This window comes from Alteromonas sp. McT4-15 (assembly GCF_020515205.1).
Taxonomy (GTDB): Bacteria; Pseudomonadota; Gammaproteobacteria; order Enterobacterales; family Alteromonadaceae; genus Alteromonas.
In genome coordinates this window covers 138176-162376 of sequence record NZ_JAJALG010000004.1, presented here as the reverse complement: position 1 = coordinate 162376, position 24201 = coordinate 138176, and the positions used below count along the sequence as shown (strand labels likewise).

Annotated in this window: 21 protein-coding genes and 1 riboswitch; of the genes, 12 read left to right on the top strand and 9 right to left on the bottom strand. The window is 45.4% G+C overall.

What is annotated here, in order from left to right; genetic code table 11:
• Window positions 1–140: 140 nt before the first annotated feature.
• From LHL20_RS05225 to LHL20_RS05185, 9 genes are all read left to right on the top strand, one after another.
• Window positions 141–1097, top strand: a complete 957-nt coding sequence (locus LHL20_RS05225; protein ID WP_226432519.1) for a choice-of-anchor A family protein — start codon at window positions 141–143, stop codon at window positions 1095–1097.
• A gap of 56 nt (window positions 1098–1153) precedes the next feature.
• Window positions 1154–1265, top strand: a riboswitch (TPP riboswitch).
• Window positions 1266–1463: 198 nt separating this feature from the next.
• Window positions 1464–3362 carry a phosphomethylpyrimidine synthase ThiC gene (gene thiC, locus LHL20_RS05220; RefSeq protein WP_226432518.1) on the top strand — a complete coding sequence of 633 codons (1899 nt, stop codon included), beginning with the start codon at window positions 1464–1466 and terminating at the stop codon, window positions 3360–3362.
• Window positions 3359–4903: a thiamine phosphate synthase gene (thiE, locus tag LHL20_RS05215; RefSeq protein WP_226432517.1), complete on the top strand. Its 1545-nt coding sequence runs from the start codon at window positions 3359–3361 to the stop codon at window positions 4901–4903. Before thiC ends, thiE begins: the two co-directional genes overlap by 4 nt.
• Entirely contained in the window at window positions 4893–5639 is a 747-nt protein-coding gene (locus LHL20_RS05210) for a HesA/MoeB/ThiF family protein (RefSeq protein ID WP_226432516.1), read from the top strand. The genes thiE and LHL20_RS05210 overlap by 11 nt, the downstream gene beginning before the upstream one ends.
• Entirely contained in the window at window positions 5636–5845 is a 210-nt protein-coding gene (gene thiS / locus LHL20_RS05205; RefSeq protein ID WP_226432515.1) for a sulfur carrier protein ThiS, read from the top strand. The genes LHL20_RS05210 and thiS overlap by 4 nt, the downstream gene beginning before the upstream one ends.
• A gap of 4 nt (window positions 5846–5849) precedes the next feature.
• Complete coding sequence (locus LHL20_RS05200; protein ID WP_226432514.1) at window positions 5850–6623, top strand: thiazole synthase; 774 nt, start codon at window positions 5850–5852, stop codon at window positions 6621–6623.
• A 16-nt stretch (window positions 6624–6639) separates the two neighbouring features.
• Window positions 6640–7794, top strand: coding sequence for a 2-iminoacetate synthase ThiH (thiH, locus tag LHL20_RS05195; RefSeq protein ID WP_226432513.1), 1155 nt, complete (start codon window positions 6640–6642; stop codon window positions 7792–7794).
• Window positions 7795–7874: 80 nt separating this feature from the next.
• Window positions 7875–9008, top strand: a complete 1134-nt coding sequence (locus LHL20_RS05190; RefSeq protein WP_226432512.1) for a hypothetical protein — start codon at window positions 7875–7877, stop codon at window positions 9006–9008.
• Between the two features lie 241 nt (window positions 9009–9249).
• Window positions 9250–10476, top strand: a complete 1227-nt coding sequence (locus tag LHL20_RS05185; protein WP_226432511.1) for a threonine/serine ThrE exporter family protein — start codon at window positions 9250–9252, stop codon at window positions 10474–10476.
• Between the two features lie 15 nt (window positions 10477–10491).
• Here the strand turns inward: LHL20_RS05185 and LHL20_RS05180 are convergent, their stop codons facing one another.
• The 4 genes from LHL20_RS05180 to LHL20_RS05165 all read right to left on the bottom strand — a co-directional run bounded on the left by LHL20_RS05180 (window position 10492) and on the right by LHL20_RS05165 (window position 14783).
• The gene (locus LHL20_RS05180; protein WP_226432510.1) at window positions 10492–11397 is read right to left on the bottom strand and encodes a YcjF family protein; all 906 of its coding nucleotides are present in this window, start codon (window positions 11395–11397) and stop codon (window positions 10492–10494) included.
• Between the two features lie 91 nt (window positions 11398–11488).
• Window positions 11489–12877, bottom strand: a complete 1389-nt coding sequence (locus LHL20_RS05175; protein ID WP_226432509.1) for a YcjX family protein — start codon at window positions 12875–12877, stop codon at window positions 11489–11491.
• A gap of 180 nt (window positions 12878–13057) precedes the next feature.
• Window positions 13058–13819, bottom strand: a complete 762-nt coding sequence (locus LHL20_RS05170; RefSeq protein WP_226432508.1) for an MBL fold metallo-hydrolase — start codon at window positions 13817–13819, stop codon at window positions 13058–13060.
• Between the two features lie 40 nt (window positions 13820–13859).
• Window positions 13860–14783, bottom strand: coding sequence for a LysR family transcriptional regulator (locus LHL20_RS05165; protein WP_226432507.1), 924 nt, complete (start codon window positions 14781–14783; stop codon window positions 13860–13862).
• 175 nt (window positions 14784–14958) lie between these two features.
• Between LHL20_RS05165 and LHL20_RS05160 the strand changes: the two genes are divergently transcribed.
• Window positions 14959–16179 (top strand): acyl-CoA dehydrogenase family protein, encoded by a 1221-nt coding sequence (locus LHL20_RS05160; RefSeq protein WP_226432506.1) that lies wholly within the window; start codon window positions 14959–14961, stop codon window positions 16177–16179.
• A gap of 87 nt (window positions 16180–16266) precedes the next feature.
• Here LHL20_RS05160 and LHL20_RS05155 read toward each other — a convergent pair whose 3' ends face one another.
• Both LHL20_RS05155 and LHL20_RS05150 read right to left on the bottom strand, forming a co-directional pair.
• Window positions 16267–17172, bottom strand: coding sequence for a hypothetical protein (locus LHL20_RS05155; RefSeq protein WP_226432505.1), 906 nt, complete (start codon window positions 17170–17172; stop codon window positions 16267–16269).
• Between the two features lie 229 nt (window positions 17173–17401).
• Window positions 17402–19495, bottom strand: a complete 2094-nt coding sequence (locus LHL20_RS05150; protein WP_226432504.1) for a TonB-dependent siderophore receptor — start codon at window positions 19493–19495, stop codon at window positions 17402–17404.
• Between the two features lie 295 nt (window positions 19496–19790).
• Here LHL20_RS05150 and LHL20_RS05145 point away from each other — a divergent pair, with 295 nt between their 5' ends.
• A complete protein-coding gene (locus tag LHL20_RS05145; protein ID WP_226432503.1) occupies window positions 19791–20363 on the top strand; it encodes an outer membrane beta-barrel protein in 573 nt (190 codons plus the stop codon).
• A gap of 105 nt (window positions 20364–20468) precedes the next feature.
• Here the strand turns inward: LHL20_RS05145 and LHL20_RS05140 are convergent, their stop codons facing one another.
• Window positions 20469–21497 carry a S41 family peptidase gene (locus tag LHL20_RS05140; protein ID WP_226432502.1) on the bottom strand — a complete coding sequence of 343 codons (1029 nt, stop codon included), beginning with the start codon at window positions 21495–21497 and terminating at the stop codon, window positions 20469–20471.
• Between the two features lie 85 nt (window positions 21498–21582).
• On the opposite strand from LHL20_RS05140, the gene LHL20_RS05135 reads away from it, so the two are divergent.
• Window positions 21583–22263 (top strand): hypothetical protein, encoded by a 681-nt coding sequence (locus LHL20_RS05135; RefSeq protein WP_226432501.1) that lies wholly within the window; start codon window positions 21583–21585, stop codon window positions 22261–22263.
• Here LHL20_RS05135 and LHL20_RS05130 read toward each other — a convergent pair.
• Together LHL20_RS05130 and LHL20_RS05125 are read right to left on the bottom strand one after the other, a co-directional pair.
• The gene (locus tag LHL20_RS05130) at window positions 22226–23506 is read right to left on the bottom strand and encodes a sensor histidine kinase (RefSeq protein WP_226432500.1); all 1281 of its coding nucleotides are present in this window, start codon (window positions 23504–23506) and stop codon (window positions 22226–22228) included. The genes LHL20_RS05135 and LHL20_RS05130 overlap by 38 nt on opposite strands.
• The gene (locus tag LHL20_RS05125) at window positions 23499–24194 is read right to left on the bottom strand and encodes a response regulator transcription factor (protein ID WP_226432499.1); all 696 of its coding nucleotides are present in this window, start codon (window positions 24192–24194) and stop codon (window positions 23499–23501) included. Before LHL20_RS05125 ends, LHL20_RS05130 begins: the two co-directional genes overlap by 8 nt.
• Window positions 24195–24201 lie beyond the last annotated feature (7 nt).

Sequence of the window (24201 nt, the reverse complement as noted above, 5' to 3'; positions counted from 1 at the left end):
AGACTCGCAGAAACCACTGTACAAAATTCAAACACACGTTTATACTCCCCGACAAATGTTAATGACAACGCTGTCATTGCGAAGTTTTATGTAATTACTGAAGTTAGCTGTCTATCTGTGAACGTATCTGTGGAGTATCTATGCGTCTTACCTTTTCTCTTATTAGCATTTGCTTTATCGCTGCACTATCTGCGCAAGCACAAGCAAGTCATATAGATCTTAGTTTGGGTGAGTCAGCGAACTTCAATCTTGTAACTCGTCAGAATGCGAACCTGTATGACGCAGACTCTCAAGGCGCAATCGCCGTGGGGGGCAACGCTATAGTCGATCATTACGATGTAGGAGTGACATCGAATGGTGGTACAGTCCTACATGTAGAGGGAGACCTAAGTGCGAAGGGCAGTGGAAATATTAAGGGTGATACTGTTGTAAAAGGAAATTATACGAACGACTCATCAAGCCAATGGCATGATCCGCTCTCTTGGGGAAGTAAGCTATACAAAACAAGCGATTTAAACATTGCAGATGCATTTGCAGAACTTGCGCTATTTTCTAAAGCGTTAGCAGAACTTGATTCTAACGTGAGCGCTAATGCACAGTATTCAATACTTGAGTTACAAGCAGATATGCATAATGCGTATAGCGATAACATGTTCGTTGCGGATATAACACTGGACGAATTAAATACTTATACTGGCCTTAAGGGTAGCTTGTTTGAAACTGACGATTTTTTAGTTCTTAATATAGCCAGCGACAACGTTGTTACCCTTAATTCATTCGACGTGCTCTGGGGGCTGCCCGAGCGTTCAAATATACTCTACAACTTCATTAACGCTGAAGTTATCACATTTGAACAAGGTAATATTCACGGGCATATTTTAGCCCCATATGCAGACTTCACTTTTGAAAAAGGTTTAATAACGGGAGGAGTGTATGTTGATTCCTTTTCATCTTACACTGGCGCCCAACTCAATTTCGAAGGCGCGTTTTCTGGCAACCTTCAGGTCAGTGAGGTAAGCGAACCAGAGCATCTTGCACTTTTCTTTGTGAGCGTTGTTTTACTCTCGATAACTAGAAGAAACGCCAAGAAGCAATGACAAGAAATAAATTTCTCCCCTTGAAATCTATTTCACTTTAAGTATATTCAAATACAAGTTACTTGTCGGAGTGCTTCACTGGATACCCAGTAAGCTGAGACCGCGAAAGCGGGATCCGTTGAACCTGATCAGGCTAATACCTGCGAAGGGAACAAGAAAATATAATGCTTAAGTAGAATTTTTGTTGTGCTGTTGTAGTAGCACACGTTGTTACTATGGTTTAGATGCCTTAGCATCTTGATGTGTTAGTGTTGCACAGCGCAAAAAGCCACGTACTGCGATAACTTTCTTGCTTCAATCCTGCGTTATATTCTCCTTCACTCCTGACAAGCATTTTTAAACCTAAACCTTTAAGGCCAAAATGCTATGTCGACACGACGCGAACAGCGCAAACAAGCGCAACAATTTATCAATGAACTAGCGGGCGAAGCGTACCCTAACTCCACACGCCATTACGAAACCGGCAGCCGCGATGATGTTAAAGTGGCTATGCGGCTTATCCACCAGCACGACAGTTTGGTAGGTGGCACAGAAGAAAACCCGCTTTTTGAACCTAACCCAGCCATTCCTGTTTATGACACATCAGGGCCGTATGGCGACCCAGCGCAAACCATTGATGTTCACAAGGGCTTGTCACCACTTCGCCAAGCATGGATTGCAGAGCGAGACGACACATTTGCACTGGATGGCGTGTCATCATCATTCGCTAAAGAACGAGAAAATGACATCTTCACCGAAGATTTCCGCTTTATTCGTGAGCGTAAACCACTGAAAGCCAAGCAAGGCAAGAATGTTACGCAGTTGCATTATGCTCGCCAAGGTATTGTGACCCCCGAAATGGAATACATTGCCATTCGAGAGAATATGAGCCGACAGGCCATTAAAGAAGCAGAGCTAACGCAACAGCACAAAGGCGAACACTTTGGCGCCAACTTACCAGAGACTATTACCCCTGAATTTGTGCGAGATGAAGTCGCCGCGGGCCGTGCCATTATTCCATGCAACATTAATCACCCTGAACTTGAGCCAATGATCATCGGGCGCAATTTTTTGGTGAAAATTAACGCCAACATTGGCAACTCCGCGGTGACCTCATCGATTGAAGAAGAAGTGGAAAAGCTGGTGTGGTCAACTCGCTGGGGTGCAGACACCATTATGGATTTGTCTACCGGCCGCAATATTCACGAAACCCGAGAATGGCTATTGCGTAACAGTCCAGTGCCACTTGGTACAGTCCCTATCTATCAAGCGCTAGAGAAAGTTAATGGCGTAGCAGAAGACTTAACCTGGGAAATGTTTAAAGACACACTTATTGAACAGGCAGAGCAAGGGGTTGACTATTTCACCATTCACGCAGGTGTACTGCTTGAGTATGTGCACCTTACCGCCAAACGCGTAACGGGCATTGTGTCGCGTGGCGGTTCTATTATGGCTAAGTGGTGCTTGAGCCATCACAAACAAAGCTTTTTGTATGAACATTTTCGCGAAATTTGTGAGATTTGTGCGCAGTACGACGTGTCGCTATCTCTTGGCGATGGCCTTCGCCCTGGCAGCGTGGCGGATGCAAACGATGATGCACAGTTTTCAGAACTGCGCACGTTAGGCGAGCTAACCAAAATTGCATGGGAATACGATGTTCAAGTAATGATTGAAGGCCCAGGGCATGTGCCAATGCACATGATTAAAGCGAACATGGAAGAGCAGTTAACGCACTGCCACGAGGCACCGTTTTATACCCTTGGCCCACTTACCACAGACATAGCGCCGGGTTACGATCATTTCACGTCAGGCATTGGTGCTGCCATGATTGGATGGTATGGCTGCGCCATGCTGTGCTACGTCACGCCAAAAGAGCACTTGGGGTTGCCAAACAAAGAAGACGTCAAGCAAGGCTTAATTACCTACAAAATTGCGGCGCACGCGGCAGACTTAGCAAAAGGCCATCCCGGCGCGCAAATACGGGACAACGCCATGTCAAAAGCGCGCTTCGAGTTTCGCTGGGAAGACCAATTTAACTTGTCTCTAGACCCTCACACGGCCCGCGCTTATCACGATGAAACGCTTCCTCAGGCATCTGGCAAAGTTGCGCATTTTTGCTCGATGTGCGGCCCCAAGTTTTGCAGCATGAAAATTTCGCAAGAAGTGCGTGATGTAGCAAAACAAGCTGAGGAGAAACAGCAAGGTATGCAGGATATGGCAAAGGCCTTTAATCAATCGGGCGCAGCGCTTTACCATGCGGCAGATACTAAGGTGAACTTGCCATGACACAGTCGGTAATGAAAAAGCGGGTTGTGTGGTGTGTTGGTGGGATTGATTCTAGTGGCGGGGCGGGTCTCTCTCGCGACGCTATTACACTGGCAGACCTTGATGTACACGCCTGCTTACTGACAACTCAGCTTACCGTACAGTCAAATACAGTGATGCTAAGTCGCGATATAACAAAAGTATCTGCTTTGAATGCACAGTGGCAAGTGTTGGCACAGGATGCCTTGCCCAGTGCAATAAAAATTGGGGCTATTGCCAATGACGAGCAAGCACAACTATTGTGTACTCGTATACAAGCCCTTGGCGCAACTCGCCCTTTTGTCGTTTGGGATCCGGTATTTAGCAGTTCGTCGGGCGGTCAATTAAGTGAGCTAAGTACCCATGCAATAACGCAGTTGCTGCAAACTGTCGATGTCGTTACCCCCAATATTCAAGAACTTGGCGTGCTTGCACAACATAATGACGACATTACCTGTGTGGAAGAGGCACTGACGTGCGCTAAGCAGCTCATCAACTTCGGCGCTCATGCAGTTCTTGTAAAAGGTGGGCACCTAACCAAGCCACTAGGTGCTACTTCAAATAACACTCAGGTGTTCGATATTTTTGTCACCGCCAATTACACGCGAACATTTGCGCTCAAGCGCAATAGCAATGGCGAGTTGCGTGGTACAGGGTGCATGCTTGCCAGTGCACTGTGCGGGTTTGTTGTGCGTCATTATGATTTGCTTGATGCACTTACCCTCGCCATTGCGTACGTAAATCATGTACGTCAGTATTGTGCACAAATTCCTGGGCTTACCTTCAACGCGCGCACTATTGGGTTTCCTCAATGTCCAAGTGCTTTTCCCGATGTGTACGCTGGTACTAATCACACGGCCAGTGCGCTTTCACAGATTAGTAAGTCGTCTTCCCTTTTACCCTTTGCGCCACTTATAGAACGCGAAATGGGTATTTACCCTGTGGTTGATAGTGTCGAATGGCTAAAAGAGCTATTGCCTACAGGTGTTAAAATAATACAGCTGCGAGTAAAGCACGGCCCGCCGGATGCCATTCGCGACCAAATCAAGCAAGCCATTGATATGACCAGTAATACGTCATGTCAGCTATTCATCAACGACCATTGGGAATGGGCCATAGCGTTGGGTGCTTATGGCGTACATTTGGGCCAAGAAGATTTAGAAAATGCCAATCTGCATGCCATTCAACAAGCAGGGTTGCGCTTAGGCATTTCTACCCATGGCTATGAAGAAATTCAACGCGTCAAACGCTTAACCCCCTCTTACATTGCATTAGGTCATATATTCCCTACCACCACTAAGGATATGCCCTCAAGCCCTCAGGGTGTGTCTCGACTTGCGAATTACGTTTCGCTTTGCGAAGACATTCCAACCGTGGCAATAGGGGGTATTACACGCGCCCGCATTAACGCTGTTGCTCAAACTCACGTAAACGGCATTGCTGTCGTCACGGCAATTACGCAAGCCGACAATCCTAAAGACGCATTTCACGCATTGGCGCGGGAGGCAGGCTTTGCTTACTAAACAGAACATAAAGCGCTACAGCAGACAACTCGGGCTTAGCGAAATTGAAGAGCAGGGGCAGCAAAACATTATGCAGTCTCACGTGGTGGTCATTGGTCTTGGTGGATTAGGTACGCTTGCCTCACGCTATTTGGTAGGCGCTGGCGTAGGTAAAATTACATTAATTGATGGTGATGTTGTCGACATGAGCAACCTACAACGACAAATTGCCTACAACGAAATGCACTTGGGCGAGCTTAAAGCCAAAGCGCTTTGTAATGAACTCAAAAAAGTTAACCCACACACAACCTGCATTTATAAAAACTTATTTGTTGATAGTAACAACTTACCAACCTTACTAAGCAATGCGACTTGCGTACTTGATTGCACCGACTCAGTTGCCACGCGCCAGCAAATAAATCATGCCTGTATAGCGTCTTCAATCCCGTTATTTATGGCAAGTGCTAGCGGTGTAACGTGGCAGGCAATAAACATCTCATCACAGGTTAAAAACACAGGCTGTTATGCCTGCTTAGTCGAGCATATTACTCTTCAAGAGGATTGCATCAGCCAAGGGGTGCTTGGACCTGCGGTTGGTATGGCCGCCTGCCATCAAGCTGCGCAAGCGTTACTTTTTCTGTCTAAACGCTACAGTGCGGATATCCAATGGGGACGCTACCTCAACTGTCATGTTGCACAAGGCAGCATGCAGTCGTTTTCGCTTTTACCTTCATCACATTGCGAGGTTTGCCAGTGACTCAAATACATATCAACGTTAACAGTCAGGCCATGAATGTTATTGCGCCTATATCTCTAAGCGAGCTTATCGCATTGAAATCACTCGACAGCGTAGGTACAGCCGTTGCGGTGAACAGCACCATTGTCAGTAAACGAGAGTGGTCAACAACCCACTTAAATTGTGGTGACACCATCGATATATTCACACTTGTAGCCGGAGGCTGAGATAATGTTAACGCTTGCCAACCATTCTTTTTCCTCTCGATTACTTACTGGTACAGGAAAATTCAGTGATCCCGATACAATGCAAGATGCCCTTGGGGCCTCACAAAGCGCTATTGTGACACTGGCGATGAAACGCGTAGCCAGCAATACGTGTACAGACATGACACTGAGTGTTTTACGCAATCTTGGAGTCACCCTATTACCAAATACCTCTGGAGCTAAAACTGCACAAGAAGCGATATTTGCTGCTGAACTCGCCTATGAAGCAATTGGCAGTCAGTGGATAAAGTTAGAAATACACCCTGACCAACGATATTTGCTTCCCGACCCCATTGAAACCCTTAAAGCCGCTGAAGTACTGGTTAAAAAAGGTTTTCATGTTTTGCCATATTGCGGGGCCGACCCTGTACTTTGTAAACGATTAGAGGGAGTTGGCTGCGCTGCCGTAATGCCATTGGGTGCGCCAATTGGTAGTAATCAGGGCCTTCAAACTAAACCCTTCTTACACATTATTGTTGAGCAGGCGACGGTGCCTGTCATTGTAGACGCAGGCATAGGAAAACCCAGCGATGCCATGGCGGCCATGGAAATGGGTGTAGATGCCGTGTTGGTCAACACTGCCATTGCCACAGCGCGCAATCCCGTTGCCATGGCCAATGCCTTTGCCAGTGCGGTAGAAACCGGCCGGCAAGCGTTTGAAGCCGGGCTTGGTACAACACACCGTACAGCGCAAGCATCTAGCCCGCTAACGGCTTTTTTAGACCGCGCGCTAACGTAATGTGGGAGTGCACAGTATGAAAGTAGCCGACGCTTTGCTACAACAAGATTTGTCTCATATTGCCCTAACGCTTCACAGTAAAACGCGCAATGATGTGGAACACGCCCTTAGCAAAGAGAAACTCGAGCTTGATGACTTTATGGCGCTTATCTCACCTGCTGGCGCAAACTACTTAGAAGCAATGGCAAGCCGTGCTTACCACCTTACCCGCCATCGCTTTGGTAACACAATGCAGTTATTTGTGCCGTTATACCTCTCGAACCTATGTGCCAATGAATGCACCTATTGCGGGTTCACCATGAGCAACAAGATTAAGCGCACCATATTGTCAATTAGCGATACGCTATCCGAGGTTGCTGCAATTAACGCAATGGGGTTTTCGCAATTACTGCTTGTCACGGGTGAACACGAAACCAAAGTAGGCATGGAATATTTCGAGCGCACCATTGACGCTATTCGCGACAAAGTAAGTTATCTAATGATGGAGGTTCAGCCGCTTACGCTAAATCACTACAAAACATTAAAAGAAAAAGGGTTAGACGCGGTGTTGGTTTATCAGGAGACCTATTCACCCCAGTATTACGCCAGGGTACACACGCGTGGTAAAAAGCAGGATTTTTTGTGGCGACTAGAAGCCAGTGATCGCATTGGCCAAGCGGGTATAGACAAAATTGGTATAGGTGCCCTACTCGGCCTTGGCGACTGGCGTGTAGACAGCGTAATGACCGCCTTGCATGGCCGACTAATACAAAAACATTATTGGCAAAGTCGAGTCTCTATTTCGTTTCCCCGATTGCGCGCATGCGAAGGAAACCGAGACAATGCACAGCACTCTCAACACTTGCCAGATGAAAAGCAATTACTTCAACTAATATGCGCACACCGGTTGTTTAATCCGTATGCAGAACTTTCTTTATCAACCCGCGAGTCAGCAGCTTTTAGAGATGGCGCTGCCCCTTTGGGAATTACGTCGATGAGCGCGGCATCGCAAACGCAACCAGGTGGCTACAGCACACCAACCACAGCACTAAATCAATTTGATATAGACGATAATAGACCTGTCGATAAGGTAGTCAATTCCCTCGCCGCAAATGGTTTAGAGCCTGTATGGAAAGACTGGATGCCGTTCTCGCAAGCCAAGCTCGGTTCAAAAAATACACAATTATGTTGACAGTATGTTAATAATGGAGGAGTGTTACTAAGCTATCAAGACGGATGTATAGCAATTTTTTAAACTTTTAAAAATGGAAAATGGAAAATGGAAAATGGAAATCGATAGTTAGCAAATTGTGCTTAGTATCAATATTGCCAATCGCCTTTTCTGCAACTGCAGAAAATTATCAGGCAAAAATTTGTTATAACTGCAACGAAACGGAAGCAAAAAGCATAGTACTCTCGCGCGAGTTTGAGCCAGAATTGACGTGCTATAGCGACGACATCTTTAGTCCTGATTACACACAATCTTGTTACTCCCAACCCAATGAAGTACTCGTAGCAAACGCTTCAACAAGACAGATCTGGGGATACAGAGTATTTCACAATAATCAGGGCAGTGCAGAGTACGAATTAGAGTTAAAAGCTCAGAGTTTTAATGTCAGTAGTCAAGCAAGGAGTTTGATGAACGATATCATTACAGAATACGCAAAATTAGATGCTGTTATTGCTTCTGTTAACAAAGACTTTGAAAGCCCATCAGCTATATTTAACTCTACAGCAAATACAAGTTTTGCTTCCTCTTCATCAAAGAGTATCTTAGGTACTTATACCTCGAGTAACTGCGATGAAAACTCTAGTACTGCGAAGGCAGTTAGAGCCGGATTTGATCCTCGAACTATCACCAGCGTACTGGACTCTGTGCAAGCCGACTTCAGGCGTAGGTATTCCAACCCAGCATCTCAGTTTACTTACAGTCGATTCACTGGCGTTAATTTTTCCGCAGGAGCAGGGAGCGTAGGCATTGGAGGTAGTTGGGAATTTGTCACCAACAATAGATTATTAGTAGCTGACTTTACAAGCGACGTTCCAGGCCTGCCGACAAATAAGATTTCATACAATGTTCACATGCAAGACAATGTTATCGATATAGCTGTTAACGAAAGTGCTTCTAGAATAGATGGAATTGCAATCAGTACATTGAAAACAGGAACCGTGACGAACACCGATGCGTGCATGCTCGAACACCTCAATAAGTATTGGGAGGCGAGCGTACAATCAAGCGCTTCGGGCGGTCATTTTGGGGATGGCGGCTTAACAGATTACGGTAGAGGCTTTAACTTTGTTCCTCAACCAAGTAATGGCGGTGGTGGTGGAAGTGAAACCTGTACGTGGCGCTTTTACAACCCTCAAGGCGAACCTACATTTACTATGCAAGGACCATGTCCATAGAAACAAATAAAAGGTCGTAAAAACATATAACTACACCTTTAGCGCGGAAAAAACACCAACTGAAAAAGCATTAGTTTTTCTTACGCAAAATAAGAAAAAATATGTTTTGATTTCCGCGCAAACCCTCCGTACAATCCGCGCAAATTTTAGCCAGACATACCAGTGTGTTCGTCTGGCTTTTTTATTATATTTAACCCATATTGGGGTTGTCATAGCCGTTTTATGTTTGAAGGACAGTGCGTTGGATACCGTTGAATTTATTCAAATTCGTAGATTTATCGTGAAGCTTGGAAAAATGCTGCACAAGTACGGTACGCCTGCGTTTCGTTTAGAAGCCTATTTAGGCGAGGTAGCAAAGTACTTGGGTGTAAACGCTTCGTTTATTTCTACACCGACGTCGCTCACGTTTGTGATTTGGAGCGATCGCCACGAAGACGAATATAATCACGCCGCGCGCCTTTTACCTGGCGACCTTGATATGAACGCGCTGTCGTTAACCGATGAACTGGCCAGTGAATTATTGGCGGGAAAATTATCACTTAGCGAAGCTGATAAACGCTTAAATGAAATTGACGCGATGGGCAGCCCCTATGGCAAATTCGTAACGGGTGTTGCGTTTGCCATGGCGACAGGTGCGTTCGCCATGCTAATGGGAGCAAGCTGGAGCGAAATTGGCTGGTCTGGCGCGCTAGGTATTGTGGCCTACCTTTGGACACTTTGGGCACAAAAGTCGAAGCGGGTTAACCTGATGCTTGAACCCGTCACGGCCTTTGTTGGCGGCATTTTAGCCTGTGCTGTGGGCAGCTATATTGACCCAGGTATTAACATTCCGTTAGTGGTACTGTCGTCAGTCATTGTATTTGTACCTGGTCTTGCACTCACCATGGGGCTTGCCGAATTGTCGTCGCGCAATATGGTATCAGGTACAGCCCGTACCATGGATGCCATCATGCAACTGTTTAAGCTGTATTTTGGTGCGTTTCTTGGCGTATCAGTTGGGTTTAGTGCATTTGGCGAAAACATTTATACGCCTGCAGAATCACTGCCTTACTGGGCGACGTGGTTGGCGGTATTTTTATTGTGTTTTGCACTTGTTGCGATTTTCCGTACACGCTTGAAACATATTCCGTGGGCGCTTGCCGCAGCATTTATCGCGTACAGTGCTACCGCATTTAGTTCAGATTATATGAGTCCGGGATTAGGGGCTTTCGTGGGTGCTTTTGCCTTGGGTATCTTTGCTAATGCGTTTACCCGAATTGCCAATCAACCGGCCACTATTGTGGCTATGCACGGATTAATTGTGTTGGTGCCTGGCTCTAAGACATACATTGGTTTGAACTCATTTATGACAGGGCAAGACTTTGTTAAAGCCGACCACCTTGGCCAAGAAGTGTTTTTGATCTTCATGTCATTAGTGGCTGGACTTATTTTTGCCAACGTTGTTATGCCAACTAAAAAAGCGCTTTAACTGCCCGCAGATTGGCTACTTAAGCAGTTTTATAAGCGCTCGTCCTAACCTTGCGTTTAGCGCGCCTGCTGCAATGGCTTCGGCTGAATTTTCCATAAATCTAGCCGACAAACTGCCGCCAATTTGATTGGCCACTTCATCTGTGGCTAAGTCAAACACGCCTTGCGCTGCAATATTTTGAGCAAGCACTTTAAGTAACTTCCAGTTACCTACTGTACTGGGGCGAAGCCCGTAAACTCTTGCCAAACGCCGAATGGTTCTAAAGCTTATCCAAATTACCGCAAACGTTTGAATGAGATTATTGGGGCTAATAAATGCCAGACTTCCCGCGGTCACAGATTCTTTGTTTAACACTTTGTGCGCTTTGGCTTGCACTTGTGTTAGTACGGTATCTTCATATAACCCTAAATACTCGGCCGATGTCATGTCGCTTTGCAATTGCTGCTGATAGCGCTCAAAGCAGTGTGCAGCGTAAGACCCTTTACTAAATCGCTTACCGTGATTTAGTAACACACTTTGCACTTTCTGCGGTGAGGATTCACTGCCTTTGCTCGCAAGCAACGTGCGAATAGCACCCGCATCATCCATTGCGGTATTCACTTGCTTATAGCCTCGCCACTCTCGAAAACTTAAAAAACTAAAGCAACTGACAAAGCCCGCTAATATAACGCCTAATACACTTGCCCCGATGGGGTGTTCGGCCATATTTGCCATTAATGTGGTGTAGGCTTCAAAAACAAAAAAGCCTAACAATGACACTACACCAAAGCCCAATGTTGCCGTACCCAACGACACGCCTTTATCTTTGGCGTCTACTTCCCATACATCTTGTGCCACCTGCTGCGGCAGTTTTGTTTCGGGCTGAGCAATATCTAAAGTCTGTGTAGTTACTTTCGTTTTATATTGTGGTTTTTCGTTCATGCTAATACCTTCATAAGCCCGTGTACGTTATTGCCTAGCAGCACGTCGGCCTGTTTACGCTTGGCGCTTTTGTGTTTAAGCCCAACACGCTCTAAATCTCTTCTTTCCCGAGTAAAAATTGCAGTAATCTGTCTATGCCTTTTCCTGCCAGAATGCGCGCCTTAAAGTCGGAAGGCACGGTTACGTGTGGCACGGGAAAATGACTCCCTTCTTCCATCTCTTTTAATTTACGTGGCACCGGCTCAAATGTGGATTCTACATACTGCCCTTCGCTATTTTTGTAGCGTATAGCGTTATCGCTTCCCCCTTCGTCAGTAACCTGCATAGCTGATACCAAAAAGTGTTCAAATTGAATAGGCTTATCGGTAAATCGAGCCCGTGCCCCTTCTGTTATCTGAGTGAGTAAACTCAACAAGTTGTCTCGTTGACTATGAGGAATAAGATCAGCTTTAGTGGCAACAAATGCGACTCGGCCAATTTGTTCTTTTTTCAAAATAGTGCGCGAGAACCACCCGCTTTGCCCATAGACGAAGGTATCGGCTAAATGACTTAGCGTTTCTTTAAGCTGATATAGGTGCTGTCTACTGTGATTTAGCCCTTCAAACAAATCGATAAGAATGATTTGTTTGTCAGTTTCTTTGAAAATGGACTGCTTCAGTGGCGTGAGCCATTTCGTTTGAAACGTTGAAAAGTGCTTGTTAAACGCAATAAACCAAGGGTGTGACACGTCGCTTGTTATACTTGAAGGCAGTGGCGTAAAACCAAATTCACGCCAATTAAAGTCACTGGACTCCAGCAAAAAACTTCCCGGCTGCAACAGCGATATGCCATTGGCTTTTGCCTCTACCAAATAACTTCGATAGGCATTAAGTAGTTGTGTTATGCGCTCAGGGGTAGGTGCTTGCTCAAAATCGAACTGATTAACAACGGCCTTCCACGTATTCGCGTAATATTGTTGAGGACCACTGCTAAGTTGAGCCCACGCCGAGTCTGACCACTGTGCGTAGGTTTTACTTAGCATGGGAATATCGGTTATCCACTCTCCGGGATAATCAATAAATTCAAACACCACGTCTGTGTGCGGCAATACGTGGCGCTTAAGCGACGCGGTTTGCTTGAGCCGAACAATTAACTTAAAACCATAAGCTTCTTCAGTGGCATCAGGCCAAATACCTTGCTCTAGTGCTTTTATGTTGTCTAAATGAGGAAAGGGTTTATAGCCCTCGATGGGCGCTATTTGCATGTCTAACACTTGTGAGGGCGGGAGATAACGCAGTAATGGCAAGCAGGCATAGCCCTCTTCACTTCGACTTTTCAGCATAGTGATAAGACTGGTAAACAGCATCGACTTGCCACTGCGACTAAGCCCTGTAATGGTAAATCGGTGCGTTTCTTTGCTAAACACATCAGCCAGTTTGTCGCCAGTTAACGACGCCACAGCCCGTGTTTTATCAAACAGCGTAGCGATATTTTTTTGCATACAGCCCGCATTACTCCTTTTAATTACCTTGCTGTGCCCTCTACTGAGCGGCACCTGCTGCGTATTTCGCAGTTGCCCCTACATAACACTGTGCATAGTTTAAATGTGGTTGTAAAGCGGGTAAAAGCAAGGGTAATGCCACGTAAAACCCTTCGGTAATGCGTTTACGGCAAGTTTGATTTAGTGTTCTCGAGTAAGGCCAAACAACTTTTTCTTGATTCTATTTTTGCTGGAATGCCAGTGATTCTTGGGCTTTCGCGGTGCATTTTCTATAACGTGTTCAAAGTCGATATCGTCTTTCTTTGTTGGCTCAACGTGCGCACAAAAGAATGTATCAATTTGTGACTGAGCTAGCTTGGTTAAGCTGTCTCTGTATTGATTAGGATGGCAAAGAGGATATGGTGGTACTAATTCGCCTTTTACTTTCACTAACACGTCAGCAATATAAGCCTGCTGGCTTGGTACGTGAACAACAGATAAATCATGGTTGGTGTGACCTGGTGTGTACATTATCTGCCAATTAGCGAAGCCAGGTAGCCGCTGTCCGTCTTGTAATAATAGATCTGGCGTTAGAACAGGGTTATACCACACTGGCATTTTGGGTTTTCCAATGCGGCTTGCCACCCACAAGGTAAGCAACAAATCGATACTATGGGCCACACGCCCGGTAACCCCACTATACCAGTGAGGCGCTTTAGGATGTGCGGCTACTTGCGCCCCTGTGCGCTCGCGAAGACGTATCGCGCCCCCGGCGTGATCAGGGTGCATGTGCGTGACCACCACTAACACTAAGTCGCTCAGCGGCCGCCCAAGGGTTTGAGTAATATAAGCACATACCTTATCCACATCTGCACGACTACAGCCATCTAGCAATAGTAGCTTATTATCCTCTTCAACAAGATAAATGTGCTGTATATAGCCAGGTAACGTGTGGATCTTCATAGATATACTCAATCAAATAATGCGCGCATGCTATCAAACATTACTTACCATGACCAGATTCGACGAAAAGATGTAACATTAAATCTTTCAACCACATTAAGCCTGGCTCCCCCTCATGCTGACTATGCCAGTATAAGTGCGTTTCAAGTGCAGGAAGCCCGTAAGGTAGTTTTGTACTTATCACGTTGTCGTCAGCCACTGCATCAGCTACCGAGCCGGGAAGCGTGAGCAGCGCGTGAGTACTTGAAACCACATCAGCAGCAGCACGGTAGTTTTGGCAGCGCCATAATGAGGGTCTACTCACACCCAATTGTTGTAGCGCAATTTCTTCAACCGAGGCCCCCTTTGCACGGTTCGACACCGTAATATGACGCGCTGCAAGATATCGGCGTTTATCCAGTGTGGTCACTAGAGGGTTGTTTTTATTCATCAACACTCTGTAGGTATCGCGACGCAGCAAAGAATGCGAGATGGGAGAGGCAACAGCCCGTCCGATATCAATCACTAAGTGCAAACTGCGATTGCTTAAGTCACTGAGCATAGTGTCGCGGTGAAGACGAGTACTGACCACTTCAACGTTTGGCGCTTCTTTTTCTAACCTTGCCAATAGCGTAGGTAGCACACCCAGTTCGAGTGACTCTTGCATCGCAATCACAAAACGCTGATGGCTATGGGCTGGGTTAAAGTTTGAAAACTCACCCAATGCTTTTCGAATGTTGCTAAGCGCTTGCAAGATGGTCGGCGCAAGACGCTCGCAGGCAGCGGTTGGCAGCATACTTTGCTTTTCTTTAACGAATAAAGGGTCGCCTAGTATATCGCGAAACCGTCGCATAGCGTGGCTAACAGCAGAAGGTGTAATATGCAGCGCTTCGGCTACTCGCGTCATGTTTTTGTGCTGCCATAAGGCTTCGAACACCTTGAGTAAATTGAGATCGAGTTTTTCAAACTGCCGCTGCTCACTCATTCTTGCCCCTGTCCACTACTTAGTTGTTTGCATTATCTGCTTGGCGTCTTGCTATAAGCCACCAGCCTAACACCATGAACAAAATTCACAACAATAGAGGATTATATTTCATTTCATTCACTTAATAACTTTCACTACTATAGGTCAAAACGCAACCAATTTGATTAGGTGCCCTATGGACTTTTCGCATAACGATAAAACCAAAGCCTTACTTGAGAAACTCGACGCTTTCATCGCAGAGCATATTGAGCCTATTGAGAATGAGGTATACGACTTTCACCACAAAGAAAACAACCACGGCGACTGGAAAAACTGGAAACTTCACCCTGGCACTGAAGCACTAAAAGCGAAAGCGCGAGAAGCGGGGTTAGCGAACTTGTTTTTGCCCGACGCCAAGCTTGGGCAAAGGCTTACAACATTAGAGTATGCGCCCATGGCGGAGCGCATGGGTAAATACCTTTTTGCGCCAGAAATATTTAACTGTAATGCCCCAGATACAGGCAATATGGAAGTGCTTTATCATTTTGGTAACGACGCGCAAAAAGACAAATGGCTAACGCCTTTATTGGCAGGTGAGATTCGCTCTGTATTTGGTATGACCGAACCTGATGTGGCATCGTCAGACGCAACGAACATGGCAGCCACCATTATTGAAGATGGTGACGATGTTGTGATTAATGGCAAGAAATGGTGGTCTACGGGCTTAGGGCACCCTAACGCAGCAATTACTATTTTTATGGGGCTATCTAACCCTGAAAACGATAAACATAGCCGTCATAGTATGGTCGTTGTACCACTTGATACACCAGGGATCACCATTAAGCGTATGCTTGACGCCTATGGCGATTATGACGCCCCTTACGGTCACGGTGAAATGCACTTTGACAACGTACGAGTAAGTAAAGACAACCTTATTATGGGCCTAGGCAAAGGGTTTGCCATTGCACAAGGTCGCTTAGGGCCAGGGCGTATTCATCACTGTATGCGCGCCATCGGCATGGCTGAAAAAGCCCTAGAACTTGCTCTTAAGCGCGGTCATGAACGCGTTGCCTTTGGTAAGCCTATTATTCGCTTGGGTGGCAACCTTGAACGCGTTGCCGATGCACGAATGGCAATAGAACAAGCGCGCTTACTAACTCTTCACGCTGCGTGGAAAATTGACAACTTGGGCGTAAAACACGCCATGACAGAAATTTCCGCTATCAAGGTCGTGGTACCAAATATGCTGCAAAGTGTAGTAGATATGGCGCTACAAATTCATGGTGGTGCAGGCATGTGTAGCGACTTCCCACTTGCGCGATTTGCCGCAGGCGCTCGAGCACTTCGTCTTGCTGATGGTCCAGATGAAGTACATAAAGGTATGGTATCGAGACTGGAACTTAAGAAGTACCAATAGTTAATCAAGCAGATAAAACGCGACGAATGTCGCGTTTTATTTTTCCCATATCTACTTTACAGCACTTTGAGTAGTACTTTGAGCGCGCTAATGGTTATTAGCAGGGCTTGATTCATTGGGGTCGAGCGTAAAGTCTGTGCCGTAGACTTCGTTATAGTAACGCAGCATTTCTTGTTTAAACGATACAGGCATAGCAGACAAATGCACGTCTAAATAGGCTCGTTGTTTTGTTACTTTTCTGAGTTGCTTTGAAATAGCCCTTATTGCCTTCTCGCCTTCATCGCTTTTAGAACACAACACATAGCCAACGCCATATTCGGGAATATCTTTTAAAGAAACGGCGTGAATAGCAGTATCGATAGCGTTTTTCTCGCGTACTTTTTCAAATACCGGCGGATACTCAAGTAGCGCATCAATGCGTTTAGAGCCTAGCATGTCGATAACGCCTTCCCCCATATCACTGCCACTTCGTTGCCATAAACGCAGTTTATGCGCATCTTTTGCAAGCTCATCATCAATCGCCTTGCCGTAGGAACGCCCTGCGACTGTACCTAATCGAAAGTGAGGATACCGCGTTAAAAGATCTGAAAGTGTAAGCTGCGCTAGGTCTACAGGTGCAATATTGTATTTTTTAATAAACGCGTCGAGTACATAAAGCTTAAGGCCTGGCACAACAACCTGAGGCTGGGTGCTCGCCAAACTGTATTGTGCTCGCTCTTTGTTATAGATGCGGTCGCTTACGCACACATTACGACTTTCTTGAAGACGAACAAGTGCGCGCTTCGATGTAGTTTGCTCAAGGGTAAAGGTCATATCTTGGATGCCATCAAGGATTAGATCACGCGTTTGTTCATCCATAGTGAGAACCTTGTTATCAGACGCGTGCCATTGTGATAACCATAACGCAGAAGTCGCCAAGGTTAACGATGGATACAAAGTGAGTATTGCGCCCAATGAAAAGACGCAGTAGCGCATGGCAACACTTGTCAACAAAGACCTCTCCCTCACGTCTAAAAAATCGGCGGCACTTTATAGCAAGGCGCCTAGCATTGCTACTTTTTCGTACAACGCAACTGGTCAGACTGTGAACCAATAATGACAGTTTTTGTAAACTCTATTATGTATATAGGGAGCTTGTTAGCCAAGTTAAAAGCAAAAAGGAGCCATTGCAGGCCCCTTTATTTATAAACTTATATTACCAAAGTATGTTAAATACAATTGGTTAAAAGGTATAAACAGCACTTAACTGCGCATTAATTCCCGCACCGTAAAAACCGATAGTATGTAAACTATTGATGTACTTTTTGTCAAAGATATTATTGATATTCATACGGACAGTAAGGTTGTCAGTAAATGCTTGTGATGCATACACGTTACCTAAGAAATAGGCGCCTTGCTTGACATTATAATCAACATTGCTGATCTCAGACTGCCAGCGCCCCCCTACACCTAGCTCAATTTCTGGCGCTTGAGGCACGGTATAACCCAGCTGAAAAGTAACAACATCTCTTGGCGCCCATAAGTTAGCATCGTTACCCTGTTCGTCTTCAACATCAATATTGGTATAAGACGCATTCGCGCGCAGTGCCTCGGTAAGTTGCCCTGCCACTTCAAATTCAAAACCTGTCGATTCTACCGACACACCTTTGTAGTAAAACATTAGGGTATCTGGGTTAGTGCCTGCATAAGCCGCTAGGTTATTTTGCTTAGCAGTAAAATACGCAAACGTAGTTAATAACCTGTCGTCAAACCATTGTGCTTTAAAGCCCGTTTCAAAGTTTTTGCCTTTGGTCGGCGCCAGGTATTGACCGTTAATGTCGTACTGTTCTTGTGGTTGATACACATCAGAATAACTCACATAGGCATTTACTCGGTCAGTAACGGCGTAAGTGGCGCCAACATAAGGACTTATCTCACTTTCTTCGTTGTCGATAACAGCGCCCGCATTTTCCCCGCTGCGCTCAAAATCTATCGCGTTAAACCCTGCAATAACAAACAAGGCGTCATTTATGGCTATCTTTGTTGAGCCGAAGTAACGCGTAAGCGTTTGCTCTATATTGGAATATTCTGACTGCGCCAACCATTCTGGCTCTGCAATGGCATCAAGACCGTAAGGAAAAGCTGGAGTTGGGCCAAATGCAGGTGTTGTCGCGTAGTCAAAGGAATGTACAAACGACACATCATCACTGGTAGCATGGCTCACGCCGACATTAAACTCGTGTTCACGACCAAATAACGCATACTCACCAAATAAGCGTCCTTCTACCAAATGCGAATCACGCTCAGAGTCGTAACGCCCCGGCCAGCCCGTTAAGCCTAGACCAGTCTCTTTATCAATGGCGCCATAGGCATAAAATAGCTTACTTTGATCTTCAAAGCCGCGGTAGTTATAGCTAAGTAGTAATTGCCAGTCATTATCGAAAACGTAATCAAGCTCGGCAAAGGCGTTTGTGGTTTGGGTATCCCACTTCGTCCATTCTTGCGTTGTGGTGTCACTTACATCCCACTCGGCTTGCGTACCGTCAGTATAGTTAAACACTAAACCGCCCCACGTATTGCCATCTGTATTGGCATCTTGATGGGATAACCCAAATGTGACCGTGGCGTTATCGGTTAGCTGCCCATCAACTACACCGTAAAGAAATGTACGGTCGTTCTTTAGCCCGTCGATGTGGCCTTCTTTGTCTTCTATACTTCCCACAACGCGTGCCGCCCAGCGGCCATCTTCAGTGAGTAGAACTGAATAGTCAGCCTGCGCGCGCTTAAAGTCGAACGAGCCAAAGCTAGCACCCACTTCTCCGCCAGTTTCATTAGTTGGACGCTTTCTTACGTAGTTAATTGTACCTGATGCATTACCTACACCAGTAAGTAAGCCGTTTGCACCACGAATGATTTCAATTTTTTCATAGCCGTAGGCATCAACAGCGCCCGTTACAATGCCCCAATCGTTAGGCAAGCCGACGCCGTCAATTTGCGTGTTTTTTATCTCAAAGCCGCGAGCGGTGTAGTTTGTGCGATTAGTCTCCCACTCCTCAACATTTATTCCCGGAGCAAGTTTAAGTGCGTCGTTAATGTTAAATGCGCCAAAAGACTGCATAAGATCTTCTGACAAAATACTAATTGATTGCGGCGTTTCGCTAATTTCCATCGACAAACCTGTTGCACCGCGACTTACCCGATTTTGACGTACACCGACAATGCGGATCTCTTCTACATCAATATCTTGTGCTGCTTGAGTATCGTTTGATACGTCTTGAGCATGCACTGAAAAGGCCAGAGCTAAGGGCGATAAAGCAAATAAAGAAAGTCGTTTCATGGTGTTCTCAGCGTTGTAATGATTTTGTGTGGCTGAGGATTATACCGATACAACACAATTATACAAATGATAATTATTATCATTAGCTTTACTAAAAACAGTTTGTAATTCAAGTACGATCACCACGTGATTAACGTTATTTTTAGTAGTCGCCTAGCCCAGACTATTGCTCTCGTTACATTCTGTAACACTAAGCTAATGAAAATTGATGATTTCTATCTCATTTCCTCTTACATTCTTGGCGTTGCCTATTATTGGTCTCCCAACCAATAGCTTTTACAATAAGGAAATATAAATGAAAAAACTTGCACTCGCTGTAGCACTGAGTGTTGCATCTGCAGGCGCGTTTGCCGCTGCACCTGCTTGGGATTTCGTTCAAGGTAGTTACGTTATTACTGACTTTGACGAGTCTGACTTTTCTTACGAGCCAGATGGCTTCGCGTTCTCAGGATCAAAGCTCGTTACAGACGACGTATTTGTAACGGCTGAGTACTCAATGCAAGAAGACGACATTCTTGGCATCGACGTTGACCTAGATATGCTAACGGTTGGCCTTGGCTATCGCTATGCATGGTCTGAAAAAACTGACCTATTCGGTATTGTTAGCTACGAAGATGTAGAGCTTTCTGGCTCTGGTCAATCTGCTGATGAAGATGGTTTTGGTTTAACAGCGGGTGTGCGCTCAATGGTTACTGACAACATTGAAGTACGTGGTGCGGTTAAATATATCGACCTAGATGAAGACGATGACACGTCTGTACTTGTTGGCGCAGACTACTTCCTAAGCCCAATCTTTGCTGTAGGTCTAAGCTATGAAACGTCTGACGACCTAAGTACTTTTGGTATCAATGCACGTTATAACTTCTAAAGCGTAATCACTTTCGTCGACGAGTTATAATAAAAACAAAGCCGCATTCACTCAGTGAAAGCGGCTTTTTAGTTTGTAGGCCAATAATGCGGTATTTATGCCCCGCTACTTCCTCGTTATTGCGTTACTGTCTAAAAGCAGTGTATTAATTTCGTCTTTTTGGTAACGGTTGGTCACCGACGAAGCAAGTGATTCAAGGGCCAAGATATAGGCTTTTTCCAAAGCATTGTCTTCACTTATCAAAATATCTGGCTGAACACCACGGCCTTCCCAATTGCTTTTAGTGATAGGGTTGATGGCCTGCGTAGTCGGCACCCCTATTCGAAAATCCCCCTCTAACGCAAACCATCTCCATGGATTAGCGCCGCCTTTGCTCGGCATACCTACAATAGTTGCTCTGCCTAAGTGCTTTAAGTTGTAGGCAAATTCCTCTGCGGCTGAAAACGTATTAGGACCAATAAGAATATAAAGCGGTGCTGATGCTAATTGCGCGTTCGTAATTGTAGGCTCTGTATAAAATGGATTTAGTGCGTCGGTGTAGCGAGTATAAAACGAATTTAAATGTACTTTTCCTTCTACAAAATAACTTGTCAGCCAGCTAACAGTTTCACCGCTGCCTCCGCCATTTTCGCGTAAATCGATAATTAGCGCATCAACGTCACTCAGCATACCCATTGCGCTCGCAATCTTTTGCTTAGTGTGAGTATTAAGCTCAGCAAAGCCCCAAAACTCTAGCACGCCAACGTTGCCCTTTTTGACAACCACCTCCCTAAAGCCCGCATTGTTACGTGCTAAACGCTGAAACCAGGGTTCTTTTTGTGTCACTTGCTCTGACTGAGATTGATTTTGTTGCTCGGATAATGGCACATACTGCACGGTAAAGTGTTTATCGAATTGCGCTAAGTGTTGAGTGAGTAACTCTGCTACTTGCTTTTTAGATGCTGCTTGAGAAATAGTTTGTTGCAAAGTAACGTTGTCTAAACTTGTGTTAATCGCTGGAATGTTTTCAGATAGCACGTAGTATTCTTGAATTGTGTTTTTGATGTTGTTTAGCAGTGCGTTCTGATTATCAGCAACAGCATGCCCAGCCATAAAGAGCAGCCATAGGCTTGACAGGTAGGTGGCTATTTTCATTGCGTAGTCCTTAAAGCTGTTGGCATGTTAAAACCAACAGAAGTATATGAAAACCTTACAATATCATGTTCGAAGTGAACAATAAGTGAATAACCAAAACCGTAAGTCATCGTCTCCCTCATTTGCTGCGTTTCTTTGTGCGGCTTGCTTTATTGTGGGCTTTATTATGATTTTCTATATCGAGCCCGGCATTCACCTTAATCCCCATCAACGGTTGGCATTTATTTTATCGAACGGCCGTTTTTTCCAAGCCTGGTATTTAGTTATTTTTGTGGCATTTGGTACCAGCTTACTCGTATTGGTAAATGGCATTAATAAAATAATTGCTCGCTACCAAACCTTAACCTATTACCTGAGTATGATGTTCGGTTTTATTTGGGCGTGTTACACCATTGCCTGTGGCTGCATTGCTATCTTCTCAATTGAATATTTGCTTTCGCTACCGAGCGAACAGCAAACGTCAATCTGGTTTGCTTTGTATAGTATACAAATGGGACTGGGTGACGGTGTTGAGTGGGTCGGCGGATTGTGGTTGCTCACATTAAGCTTGCACGGCATTAAGCACAACCTACCAACCCAATCACTACATCGATTTGGGGTATTTGTTGGTCTATTGGGCTGCCTAACACTGATACCCGCTCTATCTACTATTGGCGCTGCCTTTGGCATAGCAAGCATTATCTGGTTTGTATGGGCAGGCGCACTTTTTTACAGGGCTCGCCATAGCCTTAACACTTTGGGTACACCGTTACCGCGTACGTCGTAGCAGTGCTTTTGATGTCAACACGCCACTCCATTACCTGTGCAATGCGGTGCACTAAATACTGACCATGCCCTAAACCTTGATAATTGGACGACGGCGAGTTGTCGATAGCATTTTCAAACACAATTGCCTGAGAAAAGTGCTCAAGGGTATCTTGCTCTGTTTCGTCAACGCGATCACTCATCGAAACTTTTGGCGTGATTGAGTATATGCGCATTGCGACGTTAGCTGCGCTTTTGCCGCCATGGTAAAAGCCGTTATTAATCAGGTTTTGAAACAATAATGTGATAAGGTGGCCATTTCCCACGCCACTAATTTTGGCACTGACTTCCACATCAACTTCAAACTGATTATCTGGGTTTGCGCCGTAAAGCGACAACAATGTTCGCTCAATAAACGGCAACAGGGGTTGTGATTCGAAAACAAGGTTTTCTTTGCGCGCCAGCGCTAACAATACTTCAACCGTGTTTTGCAGGGTATGCGCTGACATCACAAGTAATTGTTTGTCGTCGTCAGACATAGGGGTTTGATTGCCTTTTTCATCTTGGTTTAGCACCAATGTATTTTGAATAAGGGCTATTGGGGTTCTCAGTTCATGGCTTACGTCACTGGCAAAATCGTGCTCTCGTCGCCACGCTTGTTGCAAGGCGCGATAGGTCTGTTCAAACGTTCTAGCAAGCTTACCAATTTCATCTTGTCGTGAAGACTCATCAATATCGCAGGGGCTTTGTACTTCTTGTGACGCAACTTTCTCGGTTAACGAGATAATAGGGGCTGAAAGCTTACTTGCAACAAACCATGTGCTCAGTATTGTAAGCAAAATAACGCCGACCGCAGCACTAAACAAAAACACACCAAACACCGATGAAAAATTTGCCAGCGCGAGCGTGTTTTGCGTATTTAATGCTATGTACCTATCTGTTGAGATCACGTACGCGAAGCCCCTTACACCCTGAAACTCAAATTGAAATAAAGCGCTATCAAAAAGGCTTCGATTGAGCTCACCCATAGACGTAAGTGTCGCCTCACTCAATAAAACAATGTCATTACTCAGAAAGTCCGCTGGTGATGCAGGCGCAATAGTTTGATCGTTAAAGCGCTCTTTTTCTCGTTCAAGGATGTAGTTCGACACCCAACTTTCCGTTACTTCAACAAACAAACTTGTCATTCTGAAATAGAATAAGTTAATGACAACCACCAGTGCACCAAAACCAAAAAATAGCTGGGCGCGAATGCCTTTAAGCATTGCCAAGCCCCTCTAGCTTATAACCAATATTGCCTATAGTGGCGAGAGTCAACGCTGAGCTTGATTGCGCAAGTGCCTTGCGCAAATTGTAAATGTGGGACTTCAATGGATTACTCTCCGGTAATTCGTCATTGTATAAAGTGCTTATCAAATCACTGCGTGCCACAGGATTGGGATAAGCTTTTGCCAATTCGTAAAGCAGTTGAAAGCCAACTTTAGTCAGTTTGATGACATTGTCGTTGAAGGTGGCGGTGTACGCTTTGGTATCAAGTCGTAAGGGGCCTTTTTCAAGTACCGTATTGGTGTGTAATGCAGGTCGGCGAGCCAGCGCTTGGCAACGGAAAGCCAACTCACGAAGATCGCAGGGTTTTGTCAGATAATCGTCTGTCCCAGACATAAACCCCTTGGCTTTATCTTCAAATGCATCTCGTGCGGTAAGCATTAAAATGGGGGTGATACGCCGCTGTGCAGCCTTTATTTGCTGGCAAACCGTAAGTCCATCGCAGTCGGGTAAATTAAGATCTAGCACAATCACGTCGTAGCTGTTTTCGGTTGCAAGGGATACGCCCAACTTTCCTTTGTCTGCAAAGTCGATATGCCAGTTAAGTCCTTCAAGAAAACGGCAAACTTGTTTTGCTAACGCCAAATTATCTTCAATGAGCAATATTGATAATGACTTCTCAGACATCCCTTCC